Annotated in this window: 20 protein-coding genes and 1 tRNA gene; 13 read left to right on the forward strand and 8 right to left on the reverse strand. The window is 38.3% G+C overall.

The window, feature by feature from the left end; all coding sequences use genetic code 11:
* Positions 1–10: 10 nt before the first annotated feature.
* Positions 11–394 carry an START-like domain-containing protein gene (locus D0T08_RS20015; RefSeq protein ID WP_116984469.1) on the reverse strand — a complete coding sequence of 128 codons (384 nt, stop codon included), beginning with the start codon at positions 392–394 and terminating at the stop codon, positions 11–13.
* A gap of 199 nt (positions 395–593) precedes the next feature.
* On the opposite strand from D0T08_RS20015, the gene D0T08_RS20020 reads away from it, so the two are divergent.
* The 12 genes from D0T08_RS20020 to D0T08_RS27635 all read left to right on the forward strand — a co-directional run bounded on the left by D0T08_RS20020 (position 594) and on the right by D0T08_RS27635 (position 15,283).
* A tRNA-Met gene (locus tag D0T08_RS20020) sits at positions 594–667 on the forward strand.
* Between the two features lie 669 nt (positions 668–1,336).
* A complete protein-coding gene (locus tag D0T08_RS20025) occupies positions 1,337–4,378 on the forward strand; it encodes a TonB-dependent receptor (protein ID WP_116984470.1) in 3,042 nt (1,013 codons plus the stop codon).
* A 28-nt stretch (positions 4,379–4,406) separates the two neighbouring features.
* Complete coding sequence (locus D0T08_RS20030) at positions 4,407–5,744, forward strand: RagB/SusD family nutrient uptake outer membrane protein (RefSeq protein ID WP_116984471.1); 1,338 nt, start codon at positions 4,407–4,409, stop codon at positions 5,742–5,744.
* Between the two features lie 87 nt (positions 5,745–5,831).
* Positions 5,832–7,175, forward strand: a complete 1,344-nt coding sequence (locus tag D0T08_RS20035; protein WP_116984472.1) for a DoxX family protein — start codon at positions 5,832–5,834, stop codon at positions 7,173–7,175.
* A 27-nt stretch (positions 7,176–7,202) separates the two neighbouring features.
* Positions 7,203–8,861: a hypothetical protein gene (locus tag D0T08_RS20040; RefSeq protein ID WP_116984473.1), complete on the forward strand. Its 1,659-nt coding sequence runs from the start codon at positions 7,203–7,205 to the stop codon at positions 8,859–8,861.
* 139 nt (positions 8,862–9,000) lie between these two features.
* Positions 9,001–9,549 carry a c-type cytochrome gene (locus D0T08_RS20045; protein WP_116984474.1) on the forward strand — a complete coding sequence of 183 codons (549 nt, stop codon included), beginning with the start codon at positions 9,001–9,003 and terminating at the stop codon, positions 9,547–9,549.
* A 2-nt stretch (positions 9,550–9,551) separates the two neighbouring features.
* Complete coding sequence (soxC, locus tag D0T08_RS20050) at positions 9,552–10,799, forward strand: sulfite dehydrogenase (RefSeq protein ID WP_229239007.1); 1,248 nt, start codon at positions 9,552–9,554, stop codon at positions 10,797–10,799.
* A gap of 95 nt (positions 10,800–10,894) precedes the next feature.
* Positions 10,895–11,380, forward strand: coding sequence for a (2Fe-2S)-binding protein (locus D0T08_RS20055; RefSeq protein ID WP_116984476.1), 486 nt, complete (start codon positions 10,895–10,897; stop codon positions 11,378–11,380).
* On the forward strand, positions 11,377–13,542 hold the full coding sequence (locus D0T08_RS20060; RefSeq protein WP_116984477.1) for a molybdopterin cofactor-binding domain-containing protein: 2,166 nt from the start codon (positions 11,377–11,379) through the stop codon (positions 13,540–13,542). The genes D0T08_RS20055 and D0T08_RS20060 overlap by 4 nt, the downstream gene beginning before the upstream one ends.
* Positions 13,543–13,812: 270 nt before the next feature.
* The gene (locus D0T08_RS20065; RefSeq protein ID WP_116984478.1) at positions 13,813–14,643 is read left to right on the forward strand and encodes a sterol desaturase family protein; all 831 of its coding nucleotides are present in this window, start codon (positions 13,813–13,815) and stop codon (positions 14,641–14,643) included.
* A 200-nt stretch (positions 14,644–14,843) separates the two neighbouring features.
* A complete protein-coding gene (locus D0T08_RS27455; RefSeq protein WP_147322820.1) occupies positions 14,844–15,044 on the forward strand; it encodes a hypothetical protein in 201 nt (66 codons plus the stop codon).
* A gap of 65 nt (positions 15,045–15,109) precedes the next feature.
* Entirely contained in the window at positions 15,110–15,283 is a 174-nt protein-coding gene (locus tag D0T08_RS27635) for a hypothetical protein (RefSeq protein ID WP_158561313.1), read from the forward strand.
* Positions 15,284–15,454: 171 nt separating this feature from the next.
* Here the strand turns inward: D0T08_RS27635 and D0T08_RS20070 are convergent, their stop codons facing one another.
* The 7 genes from D0T08_RS20070 to D0T08_RS28180 form a co-directional block, all read right to left on the reverse strand.
* A complete protein-coding gene (locus tag D0T08_RS20070) occupies positions 15,455–16,336 on the reverse strand; it encodes a DUF1684 domain-containing protein (RefSeq protein ID WP_116984479.1) in 882 nt (293 codons plus the stop codon).
* Between the two features lie 48 nt (positions 16,337–16,384).
* Positions 16,385–16,747, reverse strand: a complete 363-nt coding sequence (locus D0T08_RS20075) for a lipopolysaccharide assembly protein LapB (RefSeq protein ID WP_158561314.1) — start codon at positions 16,745–16,747, stop codon at positions 16,385–16,387.
* Positions 16,744–18,129 carry a hypothetical protein gene (locus D0T08_RS27640; protein ID WP_158561315.1) on the reverse strand — a complete coding sequence of 462 codons (1,386 nt, stop codon included), beginning with the start codon at positions 18,127–18,129 and terminating at the stop codon, positions 16,744–16,746. The genes D0T08_RS20075 and D0T08_RS27640 overlap by 4 nt, the downstream gene beginning before the upstream one ends.
* A 51-nt stretch (positions 18,130–18,180) precedes the next feature.
* Positions 18,181–19,665 (reverse strand): RagB/SusD family nutrient uptake outer membrane protein, encoded by a 1,485-nt coding sequence (locus D0T08_RS20080; protein ID WP_229239008.1) that lies wholly within the window; start codon positions 19,663–19,665, stop codon positions 18,181–18,183.
* A 15-nt stretch (positions 19,666–19,680) separates the two neighbouring features.
* Positions 19,681–20,349 carry a hypothetical protein gene (locus tag D0T08_RS28170; RefSeq protein WP_310586275.1) on the reverse strand — a complete coding sequence of 223 codons (669 nt, stop codon included), beginning with the start codon at positions 20,347–20,349 and terminating at the stop codon, positions 19,681–19,683.
* Between the two features lie 150 nt (positions 20,350–20,499).
* Positions 20,500–20,646, reverse strand: coding sequence for a hypothetical protein (locus D0T08_RS28175; protein ID WP_310586276.1), 147 nt, complete (start codon positions 20,644–20,646; stop codon positions 20,500–20,502).
* The gene (locus D0T08_RS28180; protein ID WP_310586277.1) at positions 20,643–22,124 is read right to left on the reverse strand and encodes a SusC/RagA family TonB-linked outer membrane protein; all 1,482 of its coding nucleotides are present in this window, start codon (positions 22,122–22,124) and stop codon (positions 20,643–20,645) included. Before D0T08_RS28180 ends, D0T08_RS28175 begins: the two co-directional genes overlap by 4 nt.
* A 1,018-nt stretch (positions 22,125–23,142) precedes the next feature.
* On the opposite strand from D0T08_RS28180, the gene D0T08_RS20095 reads away from it, so the two are divergent.
* Positions 23,143–24,624: a lipopolysaccharide assembly protein LapB gene (locus D0T08_RS20095; RefSeq protein ID WP_116984482.1), complete on the forward strand. Its 1,482-nt coding sequence runs from the start codon at positions 23,143–23,145 to the stop codon at positions 24,622–24,624.
* Positions 24,625–24,645 lie beyond the last annotated feature (21 nt).

The following is a 24,645-nucleotide window of genomic DNA, read 5'->3' on the forward strand; positions in this document are numbered from 1 at the left end:
ATTTAACAAATTATCCACCTACTATTTCCCGAAGTTTATCTACCATTCCGTCCCATAAATCTTCTAATTCAGAGGCATCAGTATTGTCAGAATTATCTATTATCTTAAAGAAAGTAGCGTTTGTTAATTCACTTTGTTCTAATTTAAATTCGACGTAATTTCCACGTTGGTCTTCATTCAGAAAATCAAACTTAGTGGCTTTGTTCATTCTCTGAGAGGTAAGACGTGCAGGATGACTTTCATTATCCCATATAAAGTCAAAATTTCCGTCATTCACATATTTGACTTTTGATGCAAACCATTGTTGCAATCCTGAAGGAGTGCTGATGTATTGATATAAGACTTTAGGTGATGCCTTAAACTCGTACTCCCGTGTAAACTTAAATTTTCCCATATCAAAAAGTCGTTAATCATTCATACCCGATTCTATTTAGTATGAATGAATGATTATTTCAAGAATTTATATGAATTTTTCTTAAAATTCATGTTGGTGAATTTTATTTTTTGCAATGTATGAAAACTTTCCCTAATTTTGCAACATAATTTAAAAACGAGGGCAAACAGCACTTAATTTTTAGGTTCTTTTATATTTTGGCGGGGTAGCTCAGATGGTTAGAGCGTAGGATTCATAACCCTAAGGTCGGCAGTTCGATCCTGCTCCCCGCTACATTGATAATCAAGCAGTTACATATCAAAAATGTAACTGCTTTTTGTTTGTGTAATACCCTGCAAATGAAATTAAGTAAGGACTAGCCCAATATATCTCTATTATTTAATCGCCTTATTCCAATACTTCGTAAGTTAAGCGATATTTTAGATTTAATGCTACCAGAACAGTATTATTTTTCATTTTAATTATTTCTGCAAAAATATATCCGAGTACCAAAATCTATATTTTAGCAATTAAAGGTACCTTAAAGAGCGAATAAAGGAATTTTTTCTATATTTTATATAAGAAAACCAATAAAATTGAAAAATATTAATCTACTTATTTGGTAGATTAAATATAATAATAGTAGCTTTGTTATAATCTTAGGTTATGGAGACTGAAAATATTTATTGAAGCAAGATTTAACTGATGAGGTCATCACTTATAAAATCAAATAAAAAGAATCTGACGATTAAAGATTAAGATAAATCGAAGCTATTGAATTGAAATTGAGTGTTCGTTTAGGAAACTCGGTTAACACACAACGTTTATAAAAAGCCTAAAAATGCCACTCTTGCGGGAACAAGAGTGGCTGGTCAAATAAAAGGCTCATTTGCGGAATGATTCAGGAGATTGCCAGGCAATCGTCCCGGTACCTTATTGTTTAATTTAACCATTACAAAGTAAATGAAAAAAAATGTACTTGTACAGTTTTTATTGGCTATTCTGCTGATTCCATCGATAATAATAGCCCAGAATACCGATGCCACCATTAATTCTACACTTTCCGGGCGGGTTATTGACGAGAAAACTAACGAACCACTTATTGGTGCTACCGTTCAGATTAAAGGCACAACGCACGGTGTTATTACTGATGCTGAAGGTAAGTTTCAATTCAGAACCGGACAGAAAATTCCTTATATACTTATAGTTAATTATATAGGATATGAGTTAAAAGAAGTTTTGGCCAATACAAACACCATTACTATCACACTTCAAACCAATGCCAAACAATTGAGCGAGGTAGTGGTGGTTGGATACGGTACTCAGGAACGTAAAAACCTTATTGGCTCCATAACAAAAGTTGACCCTACAGAAGTAAACGCCATTCCGGTTGGAAGCATTGATGCCCAACTACAGGGTAAAGTTTCAGGCGTTCAGATTTCTTCGCCAACGGGTGTACCCGGTGAAACGGTTAATGTAAGAGTGCGTGGTGCTACGTCAATTAATGCGGATAATGATCCTTTATATGTAATTGACGGGGTTTTTGTGAATAGTAATAGCTTGCAAACGATTAGCACCGGTGGTAAATCAACCTCACCAATTGCTGACCTGAATCCTGTTGATATTGAGAGTATTGAGGTATTAAAAGATGCCGAAGCAACAGCTTTATATGGTTCAAGAGGGGCAAATGGTGTGATTTTAATCACTACCAAAAGGGGAAACTTTGAGCAAGCGCCGAAAGTAAACTTTAATGTAAGCTATGGACAAGCCAAAGCCATAAAACTTTGGGAGTTGACCACAGGCCCGGAACATGCGCAATTAGTAAATGAATGGTGGATTAATACAGGAAAAGATACGCCTTCATTGAACAGAACAACTGCCAACCGTCCGTTCAGACCAGTTTCAGAAGGTGGGAGAGGATTACCGGAAGAACAACAGACATATGATAGATTAGGTGAAGCATTCCGTACTGCTACATTGCAAAGCTATGATATCTCACTGGTCGGAGGTACTAAAACAACCAGGTATTATATTGGTGGAGGATACAACTCTCAGGAAGCAATTTTAAGACCTATTACATTTAATAGAGCGAGTTTTAAAGTAAACCTTGACCAGAAAATAAATGATAGAATCCAGATTGGTGTAAGTAATTCGTTCAGTCGCACCTATCGTAATCAGGCACGTGCAGGAGATGGTCCACAAGGCGGTTTGTTACAAGCAGCATTACATACACCAACTTATCTTTCTCCTACTGAAAACGGTGTTTTCGTGGGCCGTGCAGGTTTTGATAACCTAACATTACTCCTTCAGAATTACGATGTCCACTCAACCAGCTTGCGCTATGTTGGTAACTTATATGCCGAAGCAGAACTATTGCCTAACCTGAAACTTCGTTCAAGTTGGGGAGTTGATTATAATAATTATAATGAATCTGAATACTGGAATACATTTCTATTGCTAGGTGCTCAGGGTGGGCTTGCCACTTCATCCATCAGCCAGTTTACTTCCTTATTAAATGAGCAAACACTTACTTATCGCCAAAAAATCGGCAAAAAACACTCATTTGGCTTAATAGTAGGGAATACCCTGCAAAGCGATGTTTTAACCAGAACTTATGCCGAAGGCCGCGGATTTGCCAATAATTCATTCAAAATTATTTCTTCGGCTGCTACGACCATCAGTAGCCAGAACTGGAGCAAAAGTACTTTGGCCTCTTTCTTCGCCAAAGCAGATTATGGCTTTAATGGAAAATACCTTGTCAATTTTAGCGTGAGAGCCGATGGTTCTTCAAGGTTTGGTAATGCCCGTAAATGGGGGTACTTCCCGGCCTTTGGTGCTGCATGGAGAATCAAACAGGAAAATTTCCTGAAAGATGTAGCGTTTTTGAGTGATTTAAAATTACGCACCAGCTACGGAATTGTTGGAAATCAGAATGGTATCGGAAACTTTGCTGCTCAAGGACTCTGGACTGGCGGTGCACCGTACCAAGGTAATCCGGGTATTGCACCACAGCAGTTGGCTAACCCGGATTTGAAATGGGAGCGTACTAACCAGTTTAATGTAGGCTTAGATGCCTCATTCCTAAATGGTAGAATTGGATTCGAAATAAACTATTATAACAAGTATACACGTGATGGGCTGCTGCAATTGGCATTGCCAAGCACGACAGGGTTTGCCAACTACTGGAGCAACGCAGCTGAAATCAGCAATAAGGGTTTTGAGCTGAATATCAATACTATAAACTACGAAAGAGGTGATTTCAGATGGACAAGTAACCTGAATCTAGCACAAAACGTCAATAAAATTGAAAAACTGGATAACCCGCTTCGTTATGGCAGTCGTGAGTTGATTCTTCAGCAGCAAGGTACGCCATTGTATTCTTTCTGGGTATATAAACAATTATATGTGAATCCTGAGAACGGAAATGTGGTGTATGAAGATGTAAACAAAGATGGACAAATTACCGTAGCGGACCGTCAGATTTTAGGCAGTATCTGGCCTAAGTTCTTCGGTGGATTCACTAATAATTTAAGCTATAAAGGCTTCGAACTATCAGCATTCCTTGCCTTCCAATACGGAAATAAAGTTTACAATCACAATAAGTTTTTTGGCGAAGGCGGTGGTGCTAGAGACGCTGCCCGTATAATTTTTGCCAGCAACAACGCCAGATGGCAGAAACAGGGTGATATTACCGATGTGCCAAGACCAGACGGAGTAAATGTAAATAACTACCGCGATGGTGGAAGCCGCTGGTTGGAAGATGGCTCATTTTTACGCCTTCGCAGCTTGAACTTAGCTTATAACTTCCCGAAATCGCTTGCCGCTAAGTTAAAGGCAGATAATTTGAAAATATACATAAACGGTACTAACCTGTTTTTATTAACTAAATATACTGGCCTTGACCCTGAATCAAGCTCGAGCAGTGACCAGAATGCACAAGGTATTGATTTAGGAACTCCTCCTCAGCCCCGTAGCTTTCAGGCAGGTTTAAGCCTTACTTTCTAAGTAATCATCAAAAACGAAATTAAGAAAAATGAGATCATTCAAATATATATTATCTGTTGGATTATTAGCCCTATCAGCTTCCTGCAGTAATTTTTTAGATGTAAAGCCTTTAGAGTCTATTTCTGACGCCCAAACTATTTTTGATAAAAGCTCAGCTGAAACAGCGTTAAGAGGTGTTTATTCAGCGTTGAGTAACGGGGGATATTACGGAACGACCTTTCAATCAATCGGCTATTTATCAGGTGATAATATCCAGTGGACAGGGTCACAATCGCAAGTGCAGGAATTTATCAATAAAAAAATAAATCCTGAAAACTCAACTATCTCAGGTGCATGGACGGCCATCTATCGTACCATTAACAGAGCCAATAATGTTATTGACAAAGTACCAATTGTGAAGGATCCGCTTCTGACAGAAGCCTTGAAGAATCAGATAGTTGGAGAAGCCTATTTTATCAGAGCTCTATCGTATTTTGATTTAGCCCGTACCTGGGGAGGTGTGCCTTTGATTACCAAACCGACGGCCAACCCGACTGAAAACAGTGGTGTCAAGAGAAGCACTCAGGCAGAAACCTATGCGCTTGTTTTAAAAGACCTGGAAACCGCAGAGTCATTGCTACCATCAACAACAGATCGTTATCGTGCAACGCGTAAAACTGTGTGGGCTTTACGTTCGCGTTTGCATTTGTATCTGAAAGAATGGGCGAAGGCTGATGAATACGCCTCAAAACTAATCAGCGATACTAATTATAAACTTCTGAAACCTTATAGTTCATTTTTTGCCAATGATGCCAGAGGCACACAGGAATCTGTCTTTGAGATTTTTTACAGTGCTAACGAACAGAATTCTCATCGTGGGCAATGGCAGCCTCAAACGAATGGAGGTACTCGCCAATGGGCACCAAACGATGCACTAGTGGCACTTTTAAACGACCCAAAAGTGGGGGGTGGGCGCAGTGCATTGGTTGCAAAAGATAACCAGAATCGTTGGTATGGGAATTTGTACTACCGTACACCTGCTACTGATCCCAGCTATGTTTTCCGAATCGCTGAATTATACCTGATTCGTGCAGAAGCCAGAGCTAATCTGGATAAAATAACAGATGGTTTGGCGGATTTGAATGCCATACGCGACCGCGCAAGCATAGATCTAAGCACGGCTTCAACCAAAGAAGAACTTTTACTAGATATTGAAAACGAAAGAAGATTGGAATTTGCATTGGAGCCACATCGCTGGTTCGATATAGTCCGTACAGGTCGTGCAACACCCGTTTTCAATATAACAGACCAGAACAGGCTTTTATTGCCTATTCCGGTTGGAGAGATTCAGATAGATAAAGCTTTGACCCAAAACCCAGGGTATTAAGATTTATAATAATGAAATCTGCAAGAAGGTAATCTTGCAGATTTCATTAAATCCTAAGATGACTATTCTTACCTAAAATTTTATACTATGTCTAAAATTCTTGAACTTAACTCTCAAAGTCACTGGAGTAATTCTGAAAAAACAGCCTTTAAGTTTTTCGGAATTTATTTCTTTTTACATGTGCTACCAATAGATTTACGGTTCTTCAAGCACCTGTTCTCAACTAACTGGCTTCATGTACAATACCGTGATATTTTCTATTTATCAAGGTATTCACCAACATTTACAGGCTATGATAGCTTTATTAATTGGTTAATTATTATCATTATTGCCGCTATCGGCACATTTCTTTGGGATAAAATTTATACCAAAGAAATAAATTACGATAAACTTTATTACTGGCTGAGAGTACTGGTACGTTATCGATTAGCCATAGGTATTATTGCTTATGGTTTTTTAAAATTCTTCCCAATTCAGGCACCATTTCCATCTATCAGTAATCTGAATACCAATTATGGTGATTTCAATGCCTGGAAATTATTTTCGCTTGGATTGGGAGTTGTACCCAATTATCAGTCTTTTCTAGGTTTGGTTGAGATTATCAGCGGTTTATTGCTTTTGAATCGCAAAACCACAACTATTGCTACCTTGATTATATTACCATTTGCAGGCAATGTTGCTATTTCAAATATAGCTTATGAGGGCGGCGAATATGTGTATGCTTTCTATCTGGTTAGCTTGGCACTTTACCTTTTCGCTTTTGACGCTATTCGCTTGTTCAACCTACTATCACTTGATAAACCAACGGCTCCAAATCGTTTCCAACCGGTTTTTAGTGGTAATTGGAAGCGCTATCGTATTGGACTAAAAACGATTTTCATTTTGTTTTTTGTAGTTTTTTATGGCCTCAGGACATATGCTGGCTATAAAAACAAAGGCTATCATTTCCCCAAAACTAAAGGAATTGAAAATATCAGCGGATTATATAATGTAAGCGAATTCAGATGGAATAACCAGGTGATTCCGTACTCAAAAACAGATTCAACCCGCTGGCAAAATATTGTATTTGAAAAATGGAATACGATAAGCATTAAATCGAATAAGCATGTTATTATTGAGAATTTACCAACCGAAGAGCTTTATAACGATGATGCCAGCCGCATCTATGAACTGGCAGGTACACAAGGACGTCATTACTATAGCTATGATTTTGATTCTACCAGATCAACACTTTCTCTGCAAAACCGAAACAAAAATCATCCTTTTGATAAATTCTCTTTATCGTTCAAAAAGCTGAATGATTCAACTATTGTATTGTCGGGAATAAGTACAGGAAAAGATTCAGTCTATGCGGTTTTGAACAAAATCAATAAAAAATACCTGACAATCGAGGCAAAGAAAGCAGGTCGCAGAAATGCCTTAAAATTATAATTCTTACCATTTCAACTCAATACAATTATGTCTGATTCAAACTTAAAGATAGTTCAGGAAGATTTGGGAGTAGAATTACCTGAAGAAACTTTAGAAATTAAAAAAGCTGCTAAACCACAACCCTGGAAAAACTGGCAAAAAATAGCTTTTCGAATAGCTTTTGTATTTTTCATAGCTATGACATTACCTAATAGCCTTGATTGGTACAAAGAGATTTTTACTTTCGACTGGCTTCATTTACACTATCGTGATTTATATGATATTGCCCGTTTCGGATCAGGGCTTAATTTTTTTGGTAGCCGGATTTTTGGCTCACCTCTTAATGGCTATGCCGTTTGGATTATTACGCTGATTTTTGCCATTGCCGTAGGCATAATCTGGACAGCTATTGCAAAAATCAGACAAAAAGAAAGTGCAGAATATACCAAACTATATTATTGGCTGAATGTCATTGTTCGTTACCGCGCAGGTATTGGCATCATTGGTTTTGGCTTCACAAAACTAACACCGACACAATTACCTTATCCTTCATGGGGTGTGCTCAATACCGATTTTGGTGATTTGACATTGCAGAAAATATACTGGTTATCTATAGGTATTGTGCCATGGTACGAAGTCTTTACAGGTATTGTTGAGGTAGCCGCCGGAGCATTATTATTTTTCAGAGCTACAACCTTCTGGGGTGCAGTTCTGCTTTTCGGTGCATTAGCTGATATTGTTTATGTTAATTTTGCATACGATGGTGGTGTACATGTATACAGCTCATATTTCGTATTATTCTCGGCCTTTTTGCTGATTGCTTATATTCCGAGAATCTACAATCTGTTGATTCTTGAAAAATATACGGTACCATTTGTATACTATCCGGTATTCTCAAATGCATGGCAGAGAATTACTCGTATTACCTTAAAAACTGCCACTATTGTCTTATTCCTACCTGTATTTCTTTATCTGGCAATTGTAAACTTTTTGTATGACCCTTACAAACAACCAGCTTTGAAGGGTATAAAAGAATTAAGGGGAAATTATAACGTAACAGAATTTAAAATCAATAATCAGGCAATACCTTACTCACCATTAGATACTACCAGATGGCAGCAGGCAACTTTTGAAAAATGGACAACCCTGACATTCAAAACCAATAAACCGGTTGAGTTAGACTTATCAAATGGGGGCGGAGCTCCTATGAGAGACATTAACCGGACTTTTGAGTTAACGGGAGTAGCAGGTGGTCAGCGGGTATTTTATTATGAAGCCGATACTGTAAACCATGTATTGTATTTGCAGGATAAAAACCGTGGTAACCGTCAGGAAGGTCGTGAGTTTTTAGGTAATAGAACAGATTTTGGTGGAGATGGTAAAACCAATGCTCAAGCCAGGAAAAAAGGAGAAAAATCGAAAACTGATAATTGGATCCCAAAAGAAGCGAAGGCAAGTATAGGCTCAGAAGACAAGAAAATTGAGCCTATTGCCTATTCTGCACGTCGTACTAAAGGAATTGCGGCAGAAAGCCGCCCAGGTAAACGTAATCGAATGGTATTGAAGTATAATGTGCTGAATGGTGGAGAAAGAGTTATTCTATCAGGTATCAACGAAAATAAAGACTCTATTCATGTGGTTTTAGATCGTTATGATAAGAAATATGCATTATCAAGAAGCACACTTGAAGCTGGGAAATATGATTAATACTTATAGATTTATTAGTAATGTCATCATTTTGAGTTTTAAATTCTATTTATAAATCGTGATTTATAATCAAAAAACAAGTATAAAATTATCATTGCTACTTTTCGGTGGAATCTCCTTTCAGGCTTGCTATCAAGCTATGAGTCAGGAAAATTCCACCGAAAAGTATGCAATTGTTTCAAAAAAGAGAGAGATTTCAAATGATACCTTACCCAGTTCATTTGGTTTCGGAAGAAAGGCAACTCAGGTTGAAATTGACCGTCTGGATATTGATGTGCGACCAGATGGTAAGGGGCTACCGGCAGGATCGGGTTTAGCAGCAAAAGGTAAATTAATTTTTGATGCTAAATGCTTTGCCTGTCATGGAGTAGGTGGTATTGGTGGACCAAATGGTTCGTTGGTAACAAACAAAGCGCCAGTAGCTGCTGCGCGGAAAGAAAAAACAATTGGAAATTATTGGCCTTATGCTACTACTGTTTTCGATTATATCCGTCGGGCAATGCCATTTAATGAGCCAGGTTCACTCACAAATGAAGAAGTCTATCATCTGACAGCCTATCTGCTAAGAGCCAATGAAATTATTGATGAAAATACAGTTATCAATGCTAAGACCTTACCTAAAATTGAGATGCCTGCCAGAGATTTATTTATCCCTGACGACCGCAAAGGAGGGCCTGAAATCAGATGAAAATGGAAAGATTAGTTGAAATAGCTCAGAAATTTCCGAAGAAACTATCCAGAAGAAAGTTGCTGGGCGGGGCAGCTACTGCCGCAGTTGCTATTATTCAAACGGCAAAGGGTCAGACCATCCAGAAAGGGCTTTCTGAAAATCTTATTGGAGATGACCCAACCAAGAAATTCGGTAAGCCTGCGGGAGAAGTTGGAAGCCGATCACCGTTTGTGAAATCTGTTAAAAAGCCATCTGATATATCATCACGGTCACCGTTACAGGATTTTTATGGTATTATTACCCCATCTGACTTGCATTTTGAACGTCATCATGCAGGTGTTCCGGCAATTGATCCTTCTAAGCATGAATTACTTATTCATGGTTTAGTCGAAAAACCACTTATTTTCACTGTAACAGATTTAAAGCGTTTCCCTTCGGTTTCGCGAATAGCCTTTTTAGAGTGTTCTGGTAATTTCAGAGGTGGTAAAGAAAATCTTACACCTCAGGAAATCTGCGGCTTAACCAGTCAGAGCGAGTGGACTGGCGTAAAGCTTTCAACGCTTTTTAATGAAGTAGGTGTAAAACCAAACGCAACATGGTTTCTGGCAGAAGGAGGCGATGCTGCTGTTCTGACGCGAAGTATTCCGGTAAAAAAAGGATGGGATGATGCCATTATTGCCTATGCACAAAATGGGGAACCGTTAAGACCAGAGCAGGGTTTCCCAGTAAGATTATTCCTACCGGGTTGGGAGGGTAATACTGGTGTAAAGTGGCTTCGAAGATTAGAACTATCAGATGCACCCTATTATACTCGTGAGGAAACATCGAAATACACCGAGCCAATCAAAGATGGTAAATACCGGATTTTCAGTTTTGATATTGATGCACGTTCAATTATTACTTTTCCCTCATACCCACAAAAAGTTGAAAAAGGCTGGATAGAAATCCGTGGCTTAGCATGGTCTGGCAGAGGAAAAGTTGTGAGGGTAGAAGTAAGCACAGATGCAGGTAAAAACTGGAAGATAGCTCAACTTAATGAACCGGTTCTGGATAAAGCCCATATCCAATTCAGGCATTTATGGCAATGGAAAGGGGAGGAAACTGAGATTTTAAGCCGGGTAACAGACGAAACAGGCTATACTCAACCAACTTTAAAGCAACTATTTGAAGCAAGGGGCAGCGAAGGTGGCTACCATATGAATCCAATTACTGCCTGGCAGGTAAAAAAAGACGGAGGAGTATTATTTAAGCCTGAAACTTTCAGATAGAGTTTCAAAACAATTATTTGGAATTTACAACAAGTAATCAGACTTTAGGATAATCAAATTCTATCTGTAAGTTTAAAGAAAGTACCTAAGCATTAATGAAAATAGATTTTATTGTAAACGATAAGCCTATCTCTGTTGACGTAGACCCCGATATGCCACTTTTGTGGGTAGTTAGAGATGAATTAGGGCTAAAGGCAACTAAGTACGGCTGTGGAAAAGCATTGTGCGGCGCATGTACCTTACATCTTGATGGGGACGCTATTCGTTCATGTTCGTTTCCGGTACAGTATGTTGCCAATAAAAAAGTAAGAACTTTAGAAGGGCTATGTCTCAATAAAGAAACACTGCACCCTATTCAGCAAACCTGGATTGATGAAAATGTACCTCAGTGTGGCTATTGCCAGCCGGGTTTTATGATGGCTGCTGCTAAATTTATTGAAACCAACGATAATCCGACTGAGGAAGAAATAAAATCGGGTATTACAAATATCTGCCGTTGTGGTACACAACCCCGTATCATAAAAGCTATTAAAAGAGCTGTGGCTATTAAGCAATCTACTCAACCTAAAGATAAGCTATGACTACTGCCAATACTAAAAAGCTTTCGAGACGTAAATTCTTTCAGAGAGGGGCTATCGTATTAGGTGGGGTGATAGTGGCTACTTATCTGGGACGTGGTGTTATAAGAAGATTTGCGGCACAACTGGCAGAAGATATGGATGCTCCCGCATTGATTGCCAATAATGAATCATTAATATGGTTTGAAATACTGCCTGATAATACAGTTCTCATCAAATCGCCTAAAATTGAAATGGGACAGGGGATTTTTACCGGTTTTGCCATGCTGGCTGCAGAAGAACTGGATGTTTCATTAAATCAGATTAAAGTGATTCATGCCAATACTGCCGATGGGCCAGTTGATAGAATCAGTACTGGTGGGAGTAGTTCTACCTCTTCGTTATATAAGTCAATCAGAGAAATGGCCGCATATATAAGAGAAATGCTCAAAGAAACTGCGGCTAAAAAATGGAGTGTTTCTGTATTTAAAGTTAATACGCAAGATGGGATATTGTCTTCCGAAGCGCATAAAATTACTTATGCAGATTTAGCGAAATCTACCATAGAATGGGAAGAGCCTGCGACACCTGAGCTAAGACCTGCCAGTCAATTCAAATTTGTAGGCAAAGAAGTAAAGCGTACAGATCTGAGACCAAAAGTTTTTGGCGAACCAATCTATGCCATAGATCAATCCTTGCCAGATATGGTTTATGCGACTTTACTCCAATCACCTTATATAGAAGCAATTATCAGGCATATGGAAATAAAGGAGGCTTTAAAACAGCTAGGTGTTATAAGGGTAATTCAGGAAGAGGACCTGGTAGCTGTAATTGCCAAAAACCGTTATGCTGCTGAAAAAGGACTTGAGAAAATACGAGTGGAATGGGATATTCCGGAAAAATGGCAACAGGCTGAAATTGAAAAATTAACGAAGGTTGGTGTAGGTAATGAGGTGAGTGTTCAAAAAGTTGGTTCTGCAAAGGGAATACTGAAAGAGAATAACGATGAGGTTTTTACCGAGCAATATCGCACGTCTATTGGAGCTCATGCACACATGGAGCCTAATGGTGCTATCGCCAATTATCACAATGGTAAGCTAAAAATTATTATAGGCACTCAAGCACCCGATTTATTGAGAAAGGCTGTTGCCTCAGCACTAGATTTATCTGTTGATGATGTAGAGATAGAACTGACCTTTGCAGGAGGAGCATTCGGTAGAAGAATGGATACAAAATTAGCCATCGGCGCAGCCAGAATTTCAAAGATTATTGGAAAACCTGTGCAGCTGTTTAATACCCGCGAGCAGGAGTTTCTTAATGGAGTTTATCGACCTCAGACACATCATGTATTAGCCGCTAAAATTTCTCAAACTGGTGCTGTTGAAGCCGTTACGCATGACCAGGCTACACCTGACCAAATATTTGCACAGATTCCAGCTGATTTGGGTCCTACTGTTTTTGGTGCAGACTTTATTTCTGCAGGTCATGGGGCAAGTATCATGTACAATGTAGAAAATAAAGCAGCTACTATGTGGCACAATAAATTACCGATAGAGGTGGGAATCTGGCGTGGCGTAGGAATGTTTGCCAATACGTTTGCTATTGAGAGTTTTTTCAATGAATTAGCTTATAAAACAAGTAATGACCCAATTGCATTTCGAATAGAATTGCTACAAGGAAAGGAGAAAATCAATCAGAGATGTGTTAAAGTACTAGAAACCCTGAGAGAAAAAAGCGAGTGGAACCAGACAAAAGCTGGTGGTATAGGTAGAGGAATGGCTATTTGCAATGATAGAAAAACAATCTCTGCTGTTGTGGCTGAAGTTAAGGTTATGGATAAGAAAATTCAGGTAGTAAAAATAACACAAGTAATAGATGCAGGTCTGGCGATTAATCCTGATGGTATTCGGATGCAGGTAGAGGGTGCTACCATGATGGGTATTACAGCGGCTTTATACGAGGAAATTATCATTGAGGATGCGCGTATAATCAATAGCAACTTTGATAAATATCCAATGGTGACTTTAGCTGATACACCTAAAATCAATGTCGTAATTGTGGAAGGGGAAGTGGTGCCACTGGGAGTAGGAGAGCCGCCTTTATCGCCTGTGGCTCCTGCTATTGCTGCAGCAGTTTTTGATTTAACTGGTCAGAGATTGAGAAGTTTACCAATGAAACTTTCCTGAGATGCCATAAGGCAAGTTTTCCTAGAAAGAAATATATTAAAATGGAAAAAAATCAACAAAATTTTTGGAAGTGTTGTGAGTATTAATTTACTTTATCTATCGATTAAGTAGATTAATAAAAAATCACATGCCAATTTCATTTTTAAGCATCGTAACAATTAGAGAAATTGTAAATAAAAAAGACGTTCACTGTTGTTGTCTTTAGCAAATTACTCTGTATCATATTTTACTTCTTACAATCATTATTATTTACCATTAAATTTTTGTAATATGAAATTTACAGAAAGCACAATCTATTATGAAATTCTTAGCCTACTTATATTTTTTAGTCTGGCAGAATTCTTTACCGGAGCCTTTAAGAGTGGTAAATGGACTAAGAACGAATGGCATATTACTGTAGCCGGATTAGCTCTCTCAAGTGTAATTACACGCCCGCTTAGCTTCTTGTTTACTACGTATGTACTTAGTTATTTTTTCTCTGATTATTATAACTATTTTTCGGATGTATCTTTTTGGGCTGGTCTCGCAATTACCTGTTTGCTTGAAGATTTTACTCAATACTGGTGGCATAGAGCAGCTCATACTTTTCCTTGGCTTTGGAAGGGGCATAGGGTACATCATAGTGCTCCTGAAATGAGTGTGCTGCTCTCAGGGCGTAATTCGTGGGTATATTTATTATTATTCCCTTCACGAATCGTATCTGCCACTTTAGTCTTTTTGGGCTTTGGAGAGGCTTTTATTGTGGGATATTTCCTGAAAATCCTGATTGGCATTGCTTCCTACTCTAGTATCCCATGGGATAAACCTCTTTATAAAATTAAATGGTTGAGCCCGATTATGTGGGTGATAGAGCGCATCATTTCAACTCCGGCAACGCATCATGCCCATCATGCTGCCAATGACCACGACGGTATTGGTGTCATCAACGGCAACTATGGGAATATGTTTTTTATATGGGATGTGCTTTTTGGAACTGGTAAGATAACCAGACAATTCCCTGAAAAAATAGGACTTGATGATTACCATGAAGAACCTTGGTATGTTCAACTGGGTTATCCGATATTCAAATCAACAAACGAAAAGAGTGAGATGTCTAAGTAGCAGATTTCTTTGGACCAGAAACAGCCGTTTGATTCAAATGGCTGTTATTCTTGTTTGCGTATATCTACTAGAGTTATCGATTTTGTAAAGTGAAAAACGTACAATTTACTATATGAACCCTAAAGTATCATTTTGTGAGAAACCAATAGTAATATCCAAATTTATAAAACTTCGAAATAATAATTTAAACCATCCAAAATATGAAGACCAGAAATATTATTTTAATAGCATTACTTAGTTTGTTCAACATGCCAGCATTTGCTCAAGCGCAAAAAGATGAAACTTTCACGGTTGAAGGCTACTATCGGGTAAAATGGGGTTATCAGGCTGAGTTCTTAGAATTATATAAGAAGAATCATTATCCTCTATTAAAAAAGCCATCGAAAAAGGTGATTTATTAAGTATTAAACTTGAAAAGCCTCTTCAACAAGGTATAGAAGAAGGTAGATGGGATTATAGAATTACATTGGTATTCAAAAATGTACAAGCCGCTTTCGACCCTAATCTGACCGAACCCTATAAAAAAACGCTCTATCCTGACCAGGCCAAATTCAAAAAAGAAGAAGCCCGGCGCTTTGAGATTCTGGATGCTCACTGGGATGTATCAGTTGGAACAGAGAGTTTAACCCCTAACCCCTAAAGGGGAATTGCTTACGCATAATTTATGTCTTCTATAGACGGCGGACATTTAGGTATTTTGAGGTTTTTTCGGAATAGAATAATTAAACAGATTTCACCGGGCGGCCGCCCGGTGAAATCTGTTTAATTAGCATTTCTCAATCTGGATGGTACTTTCTTATCCAATACAATCTTAGTGAGACCCACTATATTTTTCACCTGCTTTAATGGCTACCGTCAATTGATTTTCTTTCACAGGTAATGGACAGGTAGCATAAGGAGTCAAAGCACAAGGTGGGTTATAAGCTTTGTTAAAATCTAAATAGATGTTTCCTTCTGCATCCGGTGCTTCTGCATCCAGAAACCGGCCACTGCCGTAGGTTTCATGCTTACTGGTGGCATCGCTGAATACGAAGTGTAAATGTTCTTTGGTTCCGGTTGCGGCTAGGCTGTATTCTTTGCCATCAATAGTAAAGAGTAGTTTTCCGGGTGAATCCTGCTCATACGTTCTTCCGGTTATATCTGTGATGCTCAGTTTTTTCCCTTCTGTTGGCACAAATTTAGTCTTTAGTTTCCAGCTTTCGTTAATCGGGAAAGTCTCGATTCCTTTAAAGCCCAACAAAAATTCTCCTTCTAAATCCCGCAGCCGGATGGCATATTTATCACCTCTCTGAATGATAAACCAACGCAAGGTTTTATGTTTTAAAACAGTAGGCCTATTGCTGATATACGGAAAAAGTCTCGCTTCTGTTACCGGGTCATTTGCTTGTAAAACTGTAGCATTTGGAGCAGATTGAAACGTTACCTGGCCTTTGTCTAAAATTACTTTTCCGATAAATGGTTCCGCATGATTGGCAGGGAATACGATGGAGTTCTTTTTATCTCCTCCAATCGTATTTTCCCCTTCTTCAAGCCAGAATAACCCGGCAAGATTCAGCCAGCCTTCTTCACTTTTGAGACTTTCGATTCTTTTTTGATGCCAGGTTTTGATAGAAACTTCATAAGGCGTTTCTATTATGAACGAGAATGTTATAAATGATAGTAGCAAAGTCAGAGATTTTATGTAATTGTTCATAAGAATTAAATGTTTAATGTGAATAAATATGTATGATAATCAGACAGATTACAGTGGAAACAGGCTTTTATCGCCTTGTCTTAGTACTTCATTGAGTTTTTCCTGATACTCATGAAGTTTTTGATGGTCGTTTGTTTGCTTATAGACTTTGTACAATCCCCAGATACCATTGGCACTATTAGGATGTTTTTTCAGAAGTTCCTGATAAGTTTTTTCAGCTTTATCAAACCTGTCTTCTTTCAAATGCGCTTCGGCCAGACTAATCAACACTGGTCTGGCATAGGTAGGAGGTTCGCTATAACCTAAGTCTTCTTCTTTTTGTCTGGCTGATTCGAGTGTCTTAATAGCTTCTTCATACTTGCCTTCGGCACTTTGTATGACCCCTTGCAATTCAAGAGAAGCTACATTCAAATCATTAATGCGCTTGGTACTAATCTGGTCTTTTGATACGGATTGATTGCTATTTCTCCATAAATTTGCATCCAATGCTTCTGAATGTTGTCGGGCAAGTGCCGTATTGTTTTTCTTAATGGCAGCCACATACCGGAAGCAAAGTGAAAGAGGGCATTCTTATAAGCAATAGCTTTATTGGTGAATAAACTATCTTTATCAATCTGAATCGCAGAGAGCTTGTCAGCAGCTTTTTGGTAAAAACCAAAACATAATTCCATTTTAGCAGGAGCAATCACACCCTGATAAAAGAATCTGCCTTCATATTTTCTTTTTCTCTCCTTAGTCGCCGGCATACTTTTCAGCTTTTCGGCATAATAAAGTGCCGTAGCATATCTTCCATCTTCAGCACAGTTAGCAAGCATATAATTGATATTATGGATATAATTCCAGGCATCTACCTCCGGAATCTTCTGTTCTTTCATGTAAACAGAGTCAACTTTTACTGCGGCAATAAAAGATTCGTAAGCTTTCTGATATTCTCCGGCTTTGTAATAGACATGCCCTGGCATATGCACCATATGACCTGAATTCGGTGCGAGTCTTGATAGCGTTTCAGCACTTTGAAAAGCTTCTGTCGGACAGCAATTTTCTTTCAGGTGAATCCAGTAGTGATGGGCTGCCGCATTTTCAGGATGCTCCCGAAGAATATCTTTGAGTAAGTATTCAGAGTAAATCTGCCCATCTCTTGGATTGAGCCTGGTATCATATCCGGCCATTTTACTGAGCGCCAGAAATAGTTTAGCGTCTATGTCTTCGGGATATTTATGAATAATTAGTTCTAATTTAGACTGATAAGCAGCTTTGCCTCCGGTTTTTTCATCATCCCGCAGAAGAATGGCTTCAGCGTATAGTTTTTCTCTGTCTGTAGCCTTCTCTTTCAATTTTTTAATTTTATCAAGTGCCAGTTTCTGGTCGGGCTTAAACTCATCACCCTCAATCGCTCCAATAGCGCTGTATAAGCCATAGTACGGCATAATAGCCAATGAGTCGTGTTTAATGGCCTCTTTGAAAGCACGGTAGGCTTCAAAATCCCAGAAACAATGCAGTAAGGCTATTCCTTGATTAAAATATTGCTGTGTTTTAGCCGATTTTGTAGTGATTTTAAAATCTACCTCTCCAATACCCTTGAAGAATATTGGAGGAGGTAAATTTGGAACATAGGCGGTTTCTTTGCGATACTCTAAAATATGCTCCAGGTGGCTGTGTCCATCGTGCGTAACACCGCCGTCGTGCGCCTCTGTATGATTCACGGTGTTCTCATGGTTCTGATGTTCACCGACACGAACCCTTTGGGCATATATTCCTACCGGAATCAATAGAAAGAAAAGAAAACGTAACATAGCTCTTGGTATAATGATGAATAACTAGAGTAAAAGAGACAAAACCTGTGCTTATTCAAGCAATAATTTATTGGTTACTATCTCGACATTTGGCAATGGGAAAATGTAATTATCCTGCGATGGCAATACTTCAGGTGCGTTTAATGAACTGCTCGATTTAGCCGGAAGTGGCAGTAGATTTCTGAGCAAATCATTTGAACGGAAACCTTCTCCCAATAACTCTATTCTTCTTTCAGTCAGAATAGTAGTAACAAGTGCTGATTGTGTTGAAATAGCTGCAGATGGAAATTCATAAGAAACATCAGAACGATTACGAACGGCTTTCAGTAATTCCAACGATTTATTCAAATCTCCCGTTTTAGCAGCAGCTTCGGCATAGTTCAATAGAACCTCCGCGTATCTGATAACCGGCATATAATCCAGGAAAGGAGATGGCTTATTGTATTTCGTCAGGAATTGTACCCCTGAGGCAGTGCGTGAAAAAGTTCTTCTTAAATCGGTAGATTTCCATTCTTTTTCTCCCCAGATACCTGATGGATTCAGATTATATTCTGCATTGGCATTGAATACATAGGGAAAAGAAGATTGCCCGGTCACATTATCTAAATCAGTCATTGGAATCGAAAGGATAGATTCTGTGCTGGTATAATTTGTCGTAAAAATCTCAACGATATTCTGTAACTTATGATTAACCCCTGAACCAGCGCTGAAAGGCGCAGTGGCAGAAACTATTTTTTTAGCTTCTTCAATGACCTTCTCATAATTACTGCTATTCAAGTACACACGTGTTTTAAGGGCAATGGCACTATTACGATGGGCACGTGTTGTATTTAATAGAGAGGATGAATAAGTCAAAGGCAAATCAGCTTCTGCTTCATTCAGGTCTTTTATTATCTGAGCATATACTTCAGCTACGGTGCTTCTTTTTAAATCGTTATTAGCGGTTGATTTTTCGGCTGTTAAGCGAAGAGGTAAACCCTTAGATGCACCTTTGTTTTCATTATATGGGCGGGCATATAATGTTACTAAAGCATAATAACTTAAAGCCCTTAAAAATTTGGCTTCTGCAATGTATTGTTTGGTTAATATTTCACTCACTACTTTAGGATTTGCTTTCAAGCCATCAATCAATACGTTGGCATTGTTGATAGTACGGTAACCTGCCTCCCAGAAACCCGCTACAAAATTAGAACCTGAGTTGAGGGTCTGATTCCATGCTTCAAATGCTGTAAAAGTATTGCTGGTTCTATTAATAAATTCTTCACCCCGGGCCTCAGTATAGGTATAATAATTACCTCCGTAAAAATTAACTCCTTTTGCTGCTTTATAAACACCATTCACGAGACCGAGAATACGGTCTGGAGTATCAAAAGCGTTGGCGCCACTAATAGCAGTGACAGGAGAGGGGTTCAGAAGTTTTTCCTGATCACAACCTGATAATACAAGAAGTAAGCCTGTGATAAAACCTGTAGATATGATATGTTTAAATGCCTGTTTCATCTTCTTTAATTTTAATTGTCCTTTTTTCTGATTCATTTTTTGGTCTCAGTCTTAGAAGTTTACATTGATACCAAAGGTGAAAGTTCGTGCCTGACCCACAGAGTTTTTCTCTACACCCGGCGTGGTGTTTGAATTACCATTCACCGAAGATTCCGGGTCTGTGCCTGAATATCTGGTCCATAAGAAAAGGTTTGAACCCTGTGCATATACTCTTACTGTGCTTAAGCCTATTTTTGTAAATGCCTTGTTATCAGGCAAACGATAACCTAATGAAGCATTTTGTATGCGTATAAAATCTGCTTTTTCGGCATTCGTTGAAACCGGAAATGAAGAACCGCCTGAAGTCTGGTCATTATATACCAGGCGAGGAACATCCGTAATATCGCCCGGTTTTTGCCAACGATTCAGGATTTCTGTTGAGTTATTGTAAGCGCGTTGGTCAAGTAGGGTAGCACGTGTTCCATTCATGATATAGTTGCCACCCGAATAACTCAGGTTAATACTTAAGTCGAAGCTTTTATATTTGAAAGTGTTGGTAAGCCCACCATAGAATGTTGGTAGTGCATTGCCAATCAGATAATAGTCTGCACCTGTTATGGCCGGAGCTTTGGTGCCATCCAGATAAGTCCATTGACTTTGCCCCGGTAACACTACCTGACTGAATTGCACCTGCTCACCTTTGGCATTGATAAAGATTCTCTGGCCATTTGCAGGATTCACTCCCGCTGTTCTGGCTCCATATAAACTACCTACCGAATAGCCAACGCGAGTAATATTGGTTGTTTCGTAAGATACGTGAGTAGTACCAACGATATCTGTATTTCCTTCTGCTAAAGCCGTTACACGGTTTTTCAGTGTTGTAAGATTAAACTAAGCATTCCATGAGAAATCTGATTTACGTAAGATATTGGCATTTATACCCAATTCCAGGCCTCTGTTATACATGGAGCCTACGTTACCAAGAATAGCATTGCCTGGGATACCCTTAGAAACAGCCTGTGGTGCACTCAGAATCAAACCATCAACATCATTGTTGAAATAAGTAGCCTCAGGTTTTTAATAATCTCGGCATCCAATGCGAAGTTTGCAATTACCCTGTCATTGGCAGAAGTATAGCGGTTCTCATTTAGTAATGCCACTGGATTTCCCCAGTTACTTACGAATTTATTATTACCAACTCCAATCGTATTAGGGCTGGCAGGGTTTACATTATAGCTGCCATCAGGATTGAATGGGCCTACATTCGGCGGTAGGGCAGTTGCCAAATGAGCCACGCCTACCAGAAAAAAAATTGAACCGGGTAATGAACCCGCATACGGCGATTCATTATAACTGGTATTATATGAAAGACCTCCTTTGAATTTAAGCCATGAAGTCAATTCCTGATCGATATTGAATCTTACCGCTTTTCTGTCAAACTCGTTGCCTACCAGAAAGCCATTCTGCTTTGTATAATTGGCGGAGAAAAAGTAATTGGTAGAATTTGTACCACCAGAAACACTGATATTATGACTTTGCGACACTCCCTGGCGATAGATATAATCGTACCAACGAGTATCGACAGGATTGTTATTCGCATCAGTATTCGGAAAAAATAAAGCAGAAGCTACATTATCGTTATTGGCATTGCCACCTAAAATCTTAGCGTTTAATACAGCTTCGTTTTTAATGGAGATGAATTGCTCTGCATTTAATAATTCAGGTAAACGAACTACATTAGATACGCCCACCCAGGCTTCATAATTTATACGGGGTTTTCCGGTTTTACCTCTTTTAATAGTGACCAGAATTACCCCACCTGCAGCTCTTGAACCATAAATAGCTGTTGATGCAGCATCTTTCAATACATCAATTGACTCAATATCTGCCGGATTTATATCTCCCAAAGGGTTATTAGGTACGGCAGTGCTGGTAGAAATATTACCGGTATTGATTGGAATACCATCAACTACTACAAGAGGGTATGAACTTAAAGAAATCGAGTTGATACCTCTGATACGGATAACCGGAGGGTTGTTTAATACGCCATTCGGCTGTGCGATGCTCACCCCTGCTGCACGGCCAGCCAGTGCCTGGTCGAAACTTTGTATGGGTTGCTCTTTTACTACATCACCATTGATGCGTGCTGCCGAACCTGTAAACTCTGCTTTGGTTTGTGTACCGTAGCCCACTACACGAACTTCACTCAGCAATTTGGCTTCTGAAACTAAGTCGACTGAAAGTGTTGTGCTATTGCCAACTGTTTTTTCGATAGTGGAGTAACCAATAAATGAGAATACGAGAGTGTTTCCTTCAGTAGCATTAATTTTGTAAGTACCTGTCAGGTCTGTAATGACCCCGGTAGTACTACCTTTTATGGTTACCGAAACCCCCGGTAGAGCCTCGCTATTGTCCTTATCTTTTACTGTCCCGGTAATTGTTTTTGTCTGGGCAAAGAGGAGTGAGGATAAGGAAAATAAGAATAAAATAGTGAATGTAAATTTTAAAATTTTCATAATGTTCTTTTGTTAAATGACCGAATTTTCTAGGTTATTTCTTTAAATAATGCAATAAGTATTCCCCAAAGTCTTAAAGACAAAGCCTCCGAAGTGTGTTATAAGAAATGCTGAAAAGGAGTAGGGATATTTAATTGGTCTAGCCTTAGCCCGGAGCCAATAAACTCTTTACCGTTAAGTTGCCTTCATTGAATGCCGTCAGTGTTAGTCCTTATTGAAAGGACAGAATTGCGAAAGAAATGGTATTACAGATCTGTAATAAAAAAGCCTTTCTTACAAAATTTCCGGGGTGGTCGTAAAAAGAAGCTGAAAAGGTTTTAAAACTTACACCACTATCAGATCTGATACCTTGCCTAAGATGTATCAGACTATTTACTCCTGATTTTATAGCAGAAATAAATCTGGGGTGCCGTTTCAAGAAAATTAGGCCGTAAAACTGTGTTTTTACGCTCTTTTTCATTTACTTTGTGTTGGTTAAAGATAAAACAAGGTAATGAAAGCTAATTTTTAGCTTTCGAAATCATTCGCAATGAGCCTTTTTTATGACCTACCACTCTTGTTCCAGCAAGGGTGGTATTTTTTTGTAATAAACGTCTGTTCTGGTTTAAATTTATTTAATTGTTTAAGAAACTAGGAGGTTAATATTTAGTTTAAAGTGTAGTTTTGAATGTTTACTCTACTAAATCGATAGATAAAATAAATTAATATTTTAATCCACTCCAAAGTATTTTTAATCTAATTGCTATATTCTTGATAAAGTACAAGTTATATGTAAATTAATGCTATAATTGGCGATATTATAGCGCAATATTTATAAGCAAACTTTAACAATTTTTTCAAAAAATAGCTTAATCGCCAAAATAAATTCAATTTTAATAGAAAGTAAGGACTTAGTAAAGTACAATAAAATATATAATCTATATTTTAAGTAGTATATTAAAAATATTCTCTCTAACCTTGCAAGCATTAAGCATTGCAAACCTATTCGGCAGCAATCTAAACTTTGCATTATTCTCGTATGAATTTTACTACCAGACTTTTAATCGGCATACTCATTTTTCCCTGGTATTCTTATGCCGGAGATTTTGAATTGACACCTAATTTTCAGAAAGCTTACCAGGAAGTTTTTAAATTTAAAGTTCAGTCAGCCAAGAATATTTTGCTCAGCGAGAGTAAAGAAAGTCCTTTCAGAGCATATCTGGAAAACTACATTGATTTGGTAGAAATGCTTAATTGGGATGAAGAGCAGTATTATGAAAAAATAAAACACAGGGAAGAAGACAGACTTGATTTAATAGAAGACCTTGATGAGAAATCTCCCTATAATCGATTCCTGCGAGCTGAAATAAAAATGCACTGGGCATTAATCAAACTAAGGTTTGGACATGAATTTAAAGCAGCCTATAATATTATAGAAGCCTCAAAGCTATTGGAAGAAAATCAAAAGCTATTTCCTGGCTTTCTGCCAAATTATAAATCATTAGGCTGCCTTCATATTATTATTGGTTCTGTACCTGACAACTTCAGATGGGCACTTAAAATTCTGGGACTAAAAGGAAGTGTTAATCAAGGACTCGTAGAATTGGATAAAGCTGCGAAAGACCCGATATGGGGTAATGAAGCGCTATACTGCTCTTATTATATTCAGGCGTTTGTAATAAAACTGGATGAGAAAGAGCAAGTTGCCTTACTAAAGTTTATTGATGCGCAGCCAGATAATCTGAATGTTCATTTTATTGGTTTGGCTGTTTCACTAAGGTCGAATAATGCTGAACAGGCACAGCGAATTCTGAAAAGACTTCCCACAGGAAATGAGTATCTGGCTTGTCCTATAATCGATTTATATAAGGCTGATGTTGCTTTAATGCAAGGGCACTATCAACAATCCACTGGGTTTTATGCAAATTATCTTAGAAACAGTAAGGTAAAAACTTTTCTGAAAGATACTTATTTTAAGCTATTTTTGACGAATTATCTCCTGAATGGTGAAAAACAAGCCTTGACTTATTTGCTGAAAATACCTTCTGCAGGAAATACCGTTAGCGAAGCTGATAAAGCCGCTGAAAAATTTTATGAGAATTATTCAAAAAGCCATACACTTCCAAACAAATTATTGCTCCAGGCTAAATTATCCTTAGATGGTGGATATTTTCCAAGAGCACTTACTTTTATTGAAACAATATCTGAGGATGACTTGATTACACAAAAAGAAAAAACAGAATACTATTTTCTAGCTGGAAAAGCCTTTCAGAAAAATGGCCAGACAGATAAAGCTACGGCTTATTATCAAAGAGCAATTTCTCTGAATGATAAGCAACATTGGTATTTCGGAGCAGGTTCAGCTTTACAGCTAGGATATATTTTTCAGGAGAAAGCCCAGAAAAATCAGGCAAAAGCCTGGTTCGAAAAAGCCATTTCGTATAAAAACCATGAATATAAAAATACCATTGATAGTAAGGCAAGAGCGGCTCTTTCGGAAATGGGATTCAGAATTGAATAATAATTGGTAGTTCAATTTTTT

Source organism: Emticicia sp. C21 (genome assembly GCF_003418935.1).
In the GTDB taxonomy this organism is placed as follows: domain Bacteria; phylum Bacteroidota; class Bacteroidia; order Cytophagales; family Spirosomataceae; genus Emticicia.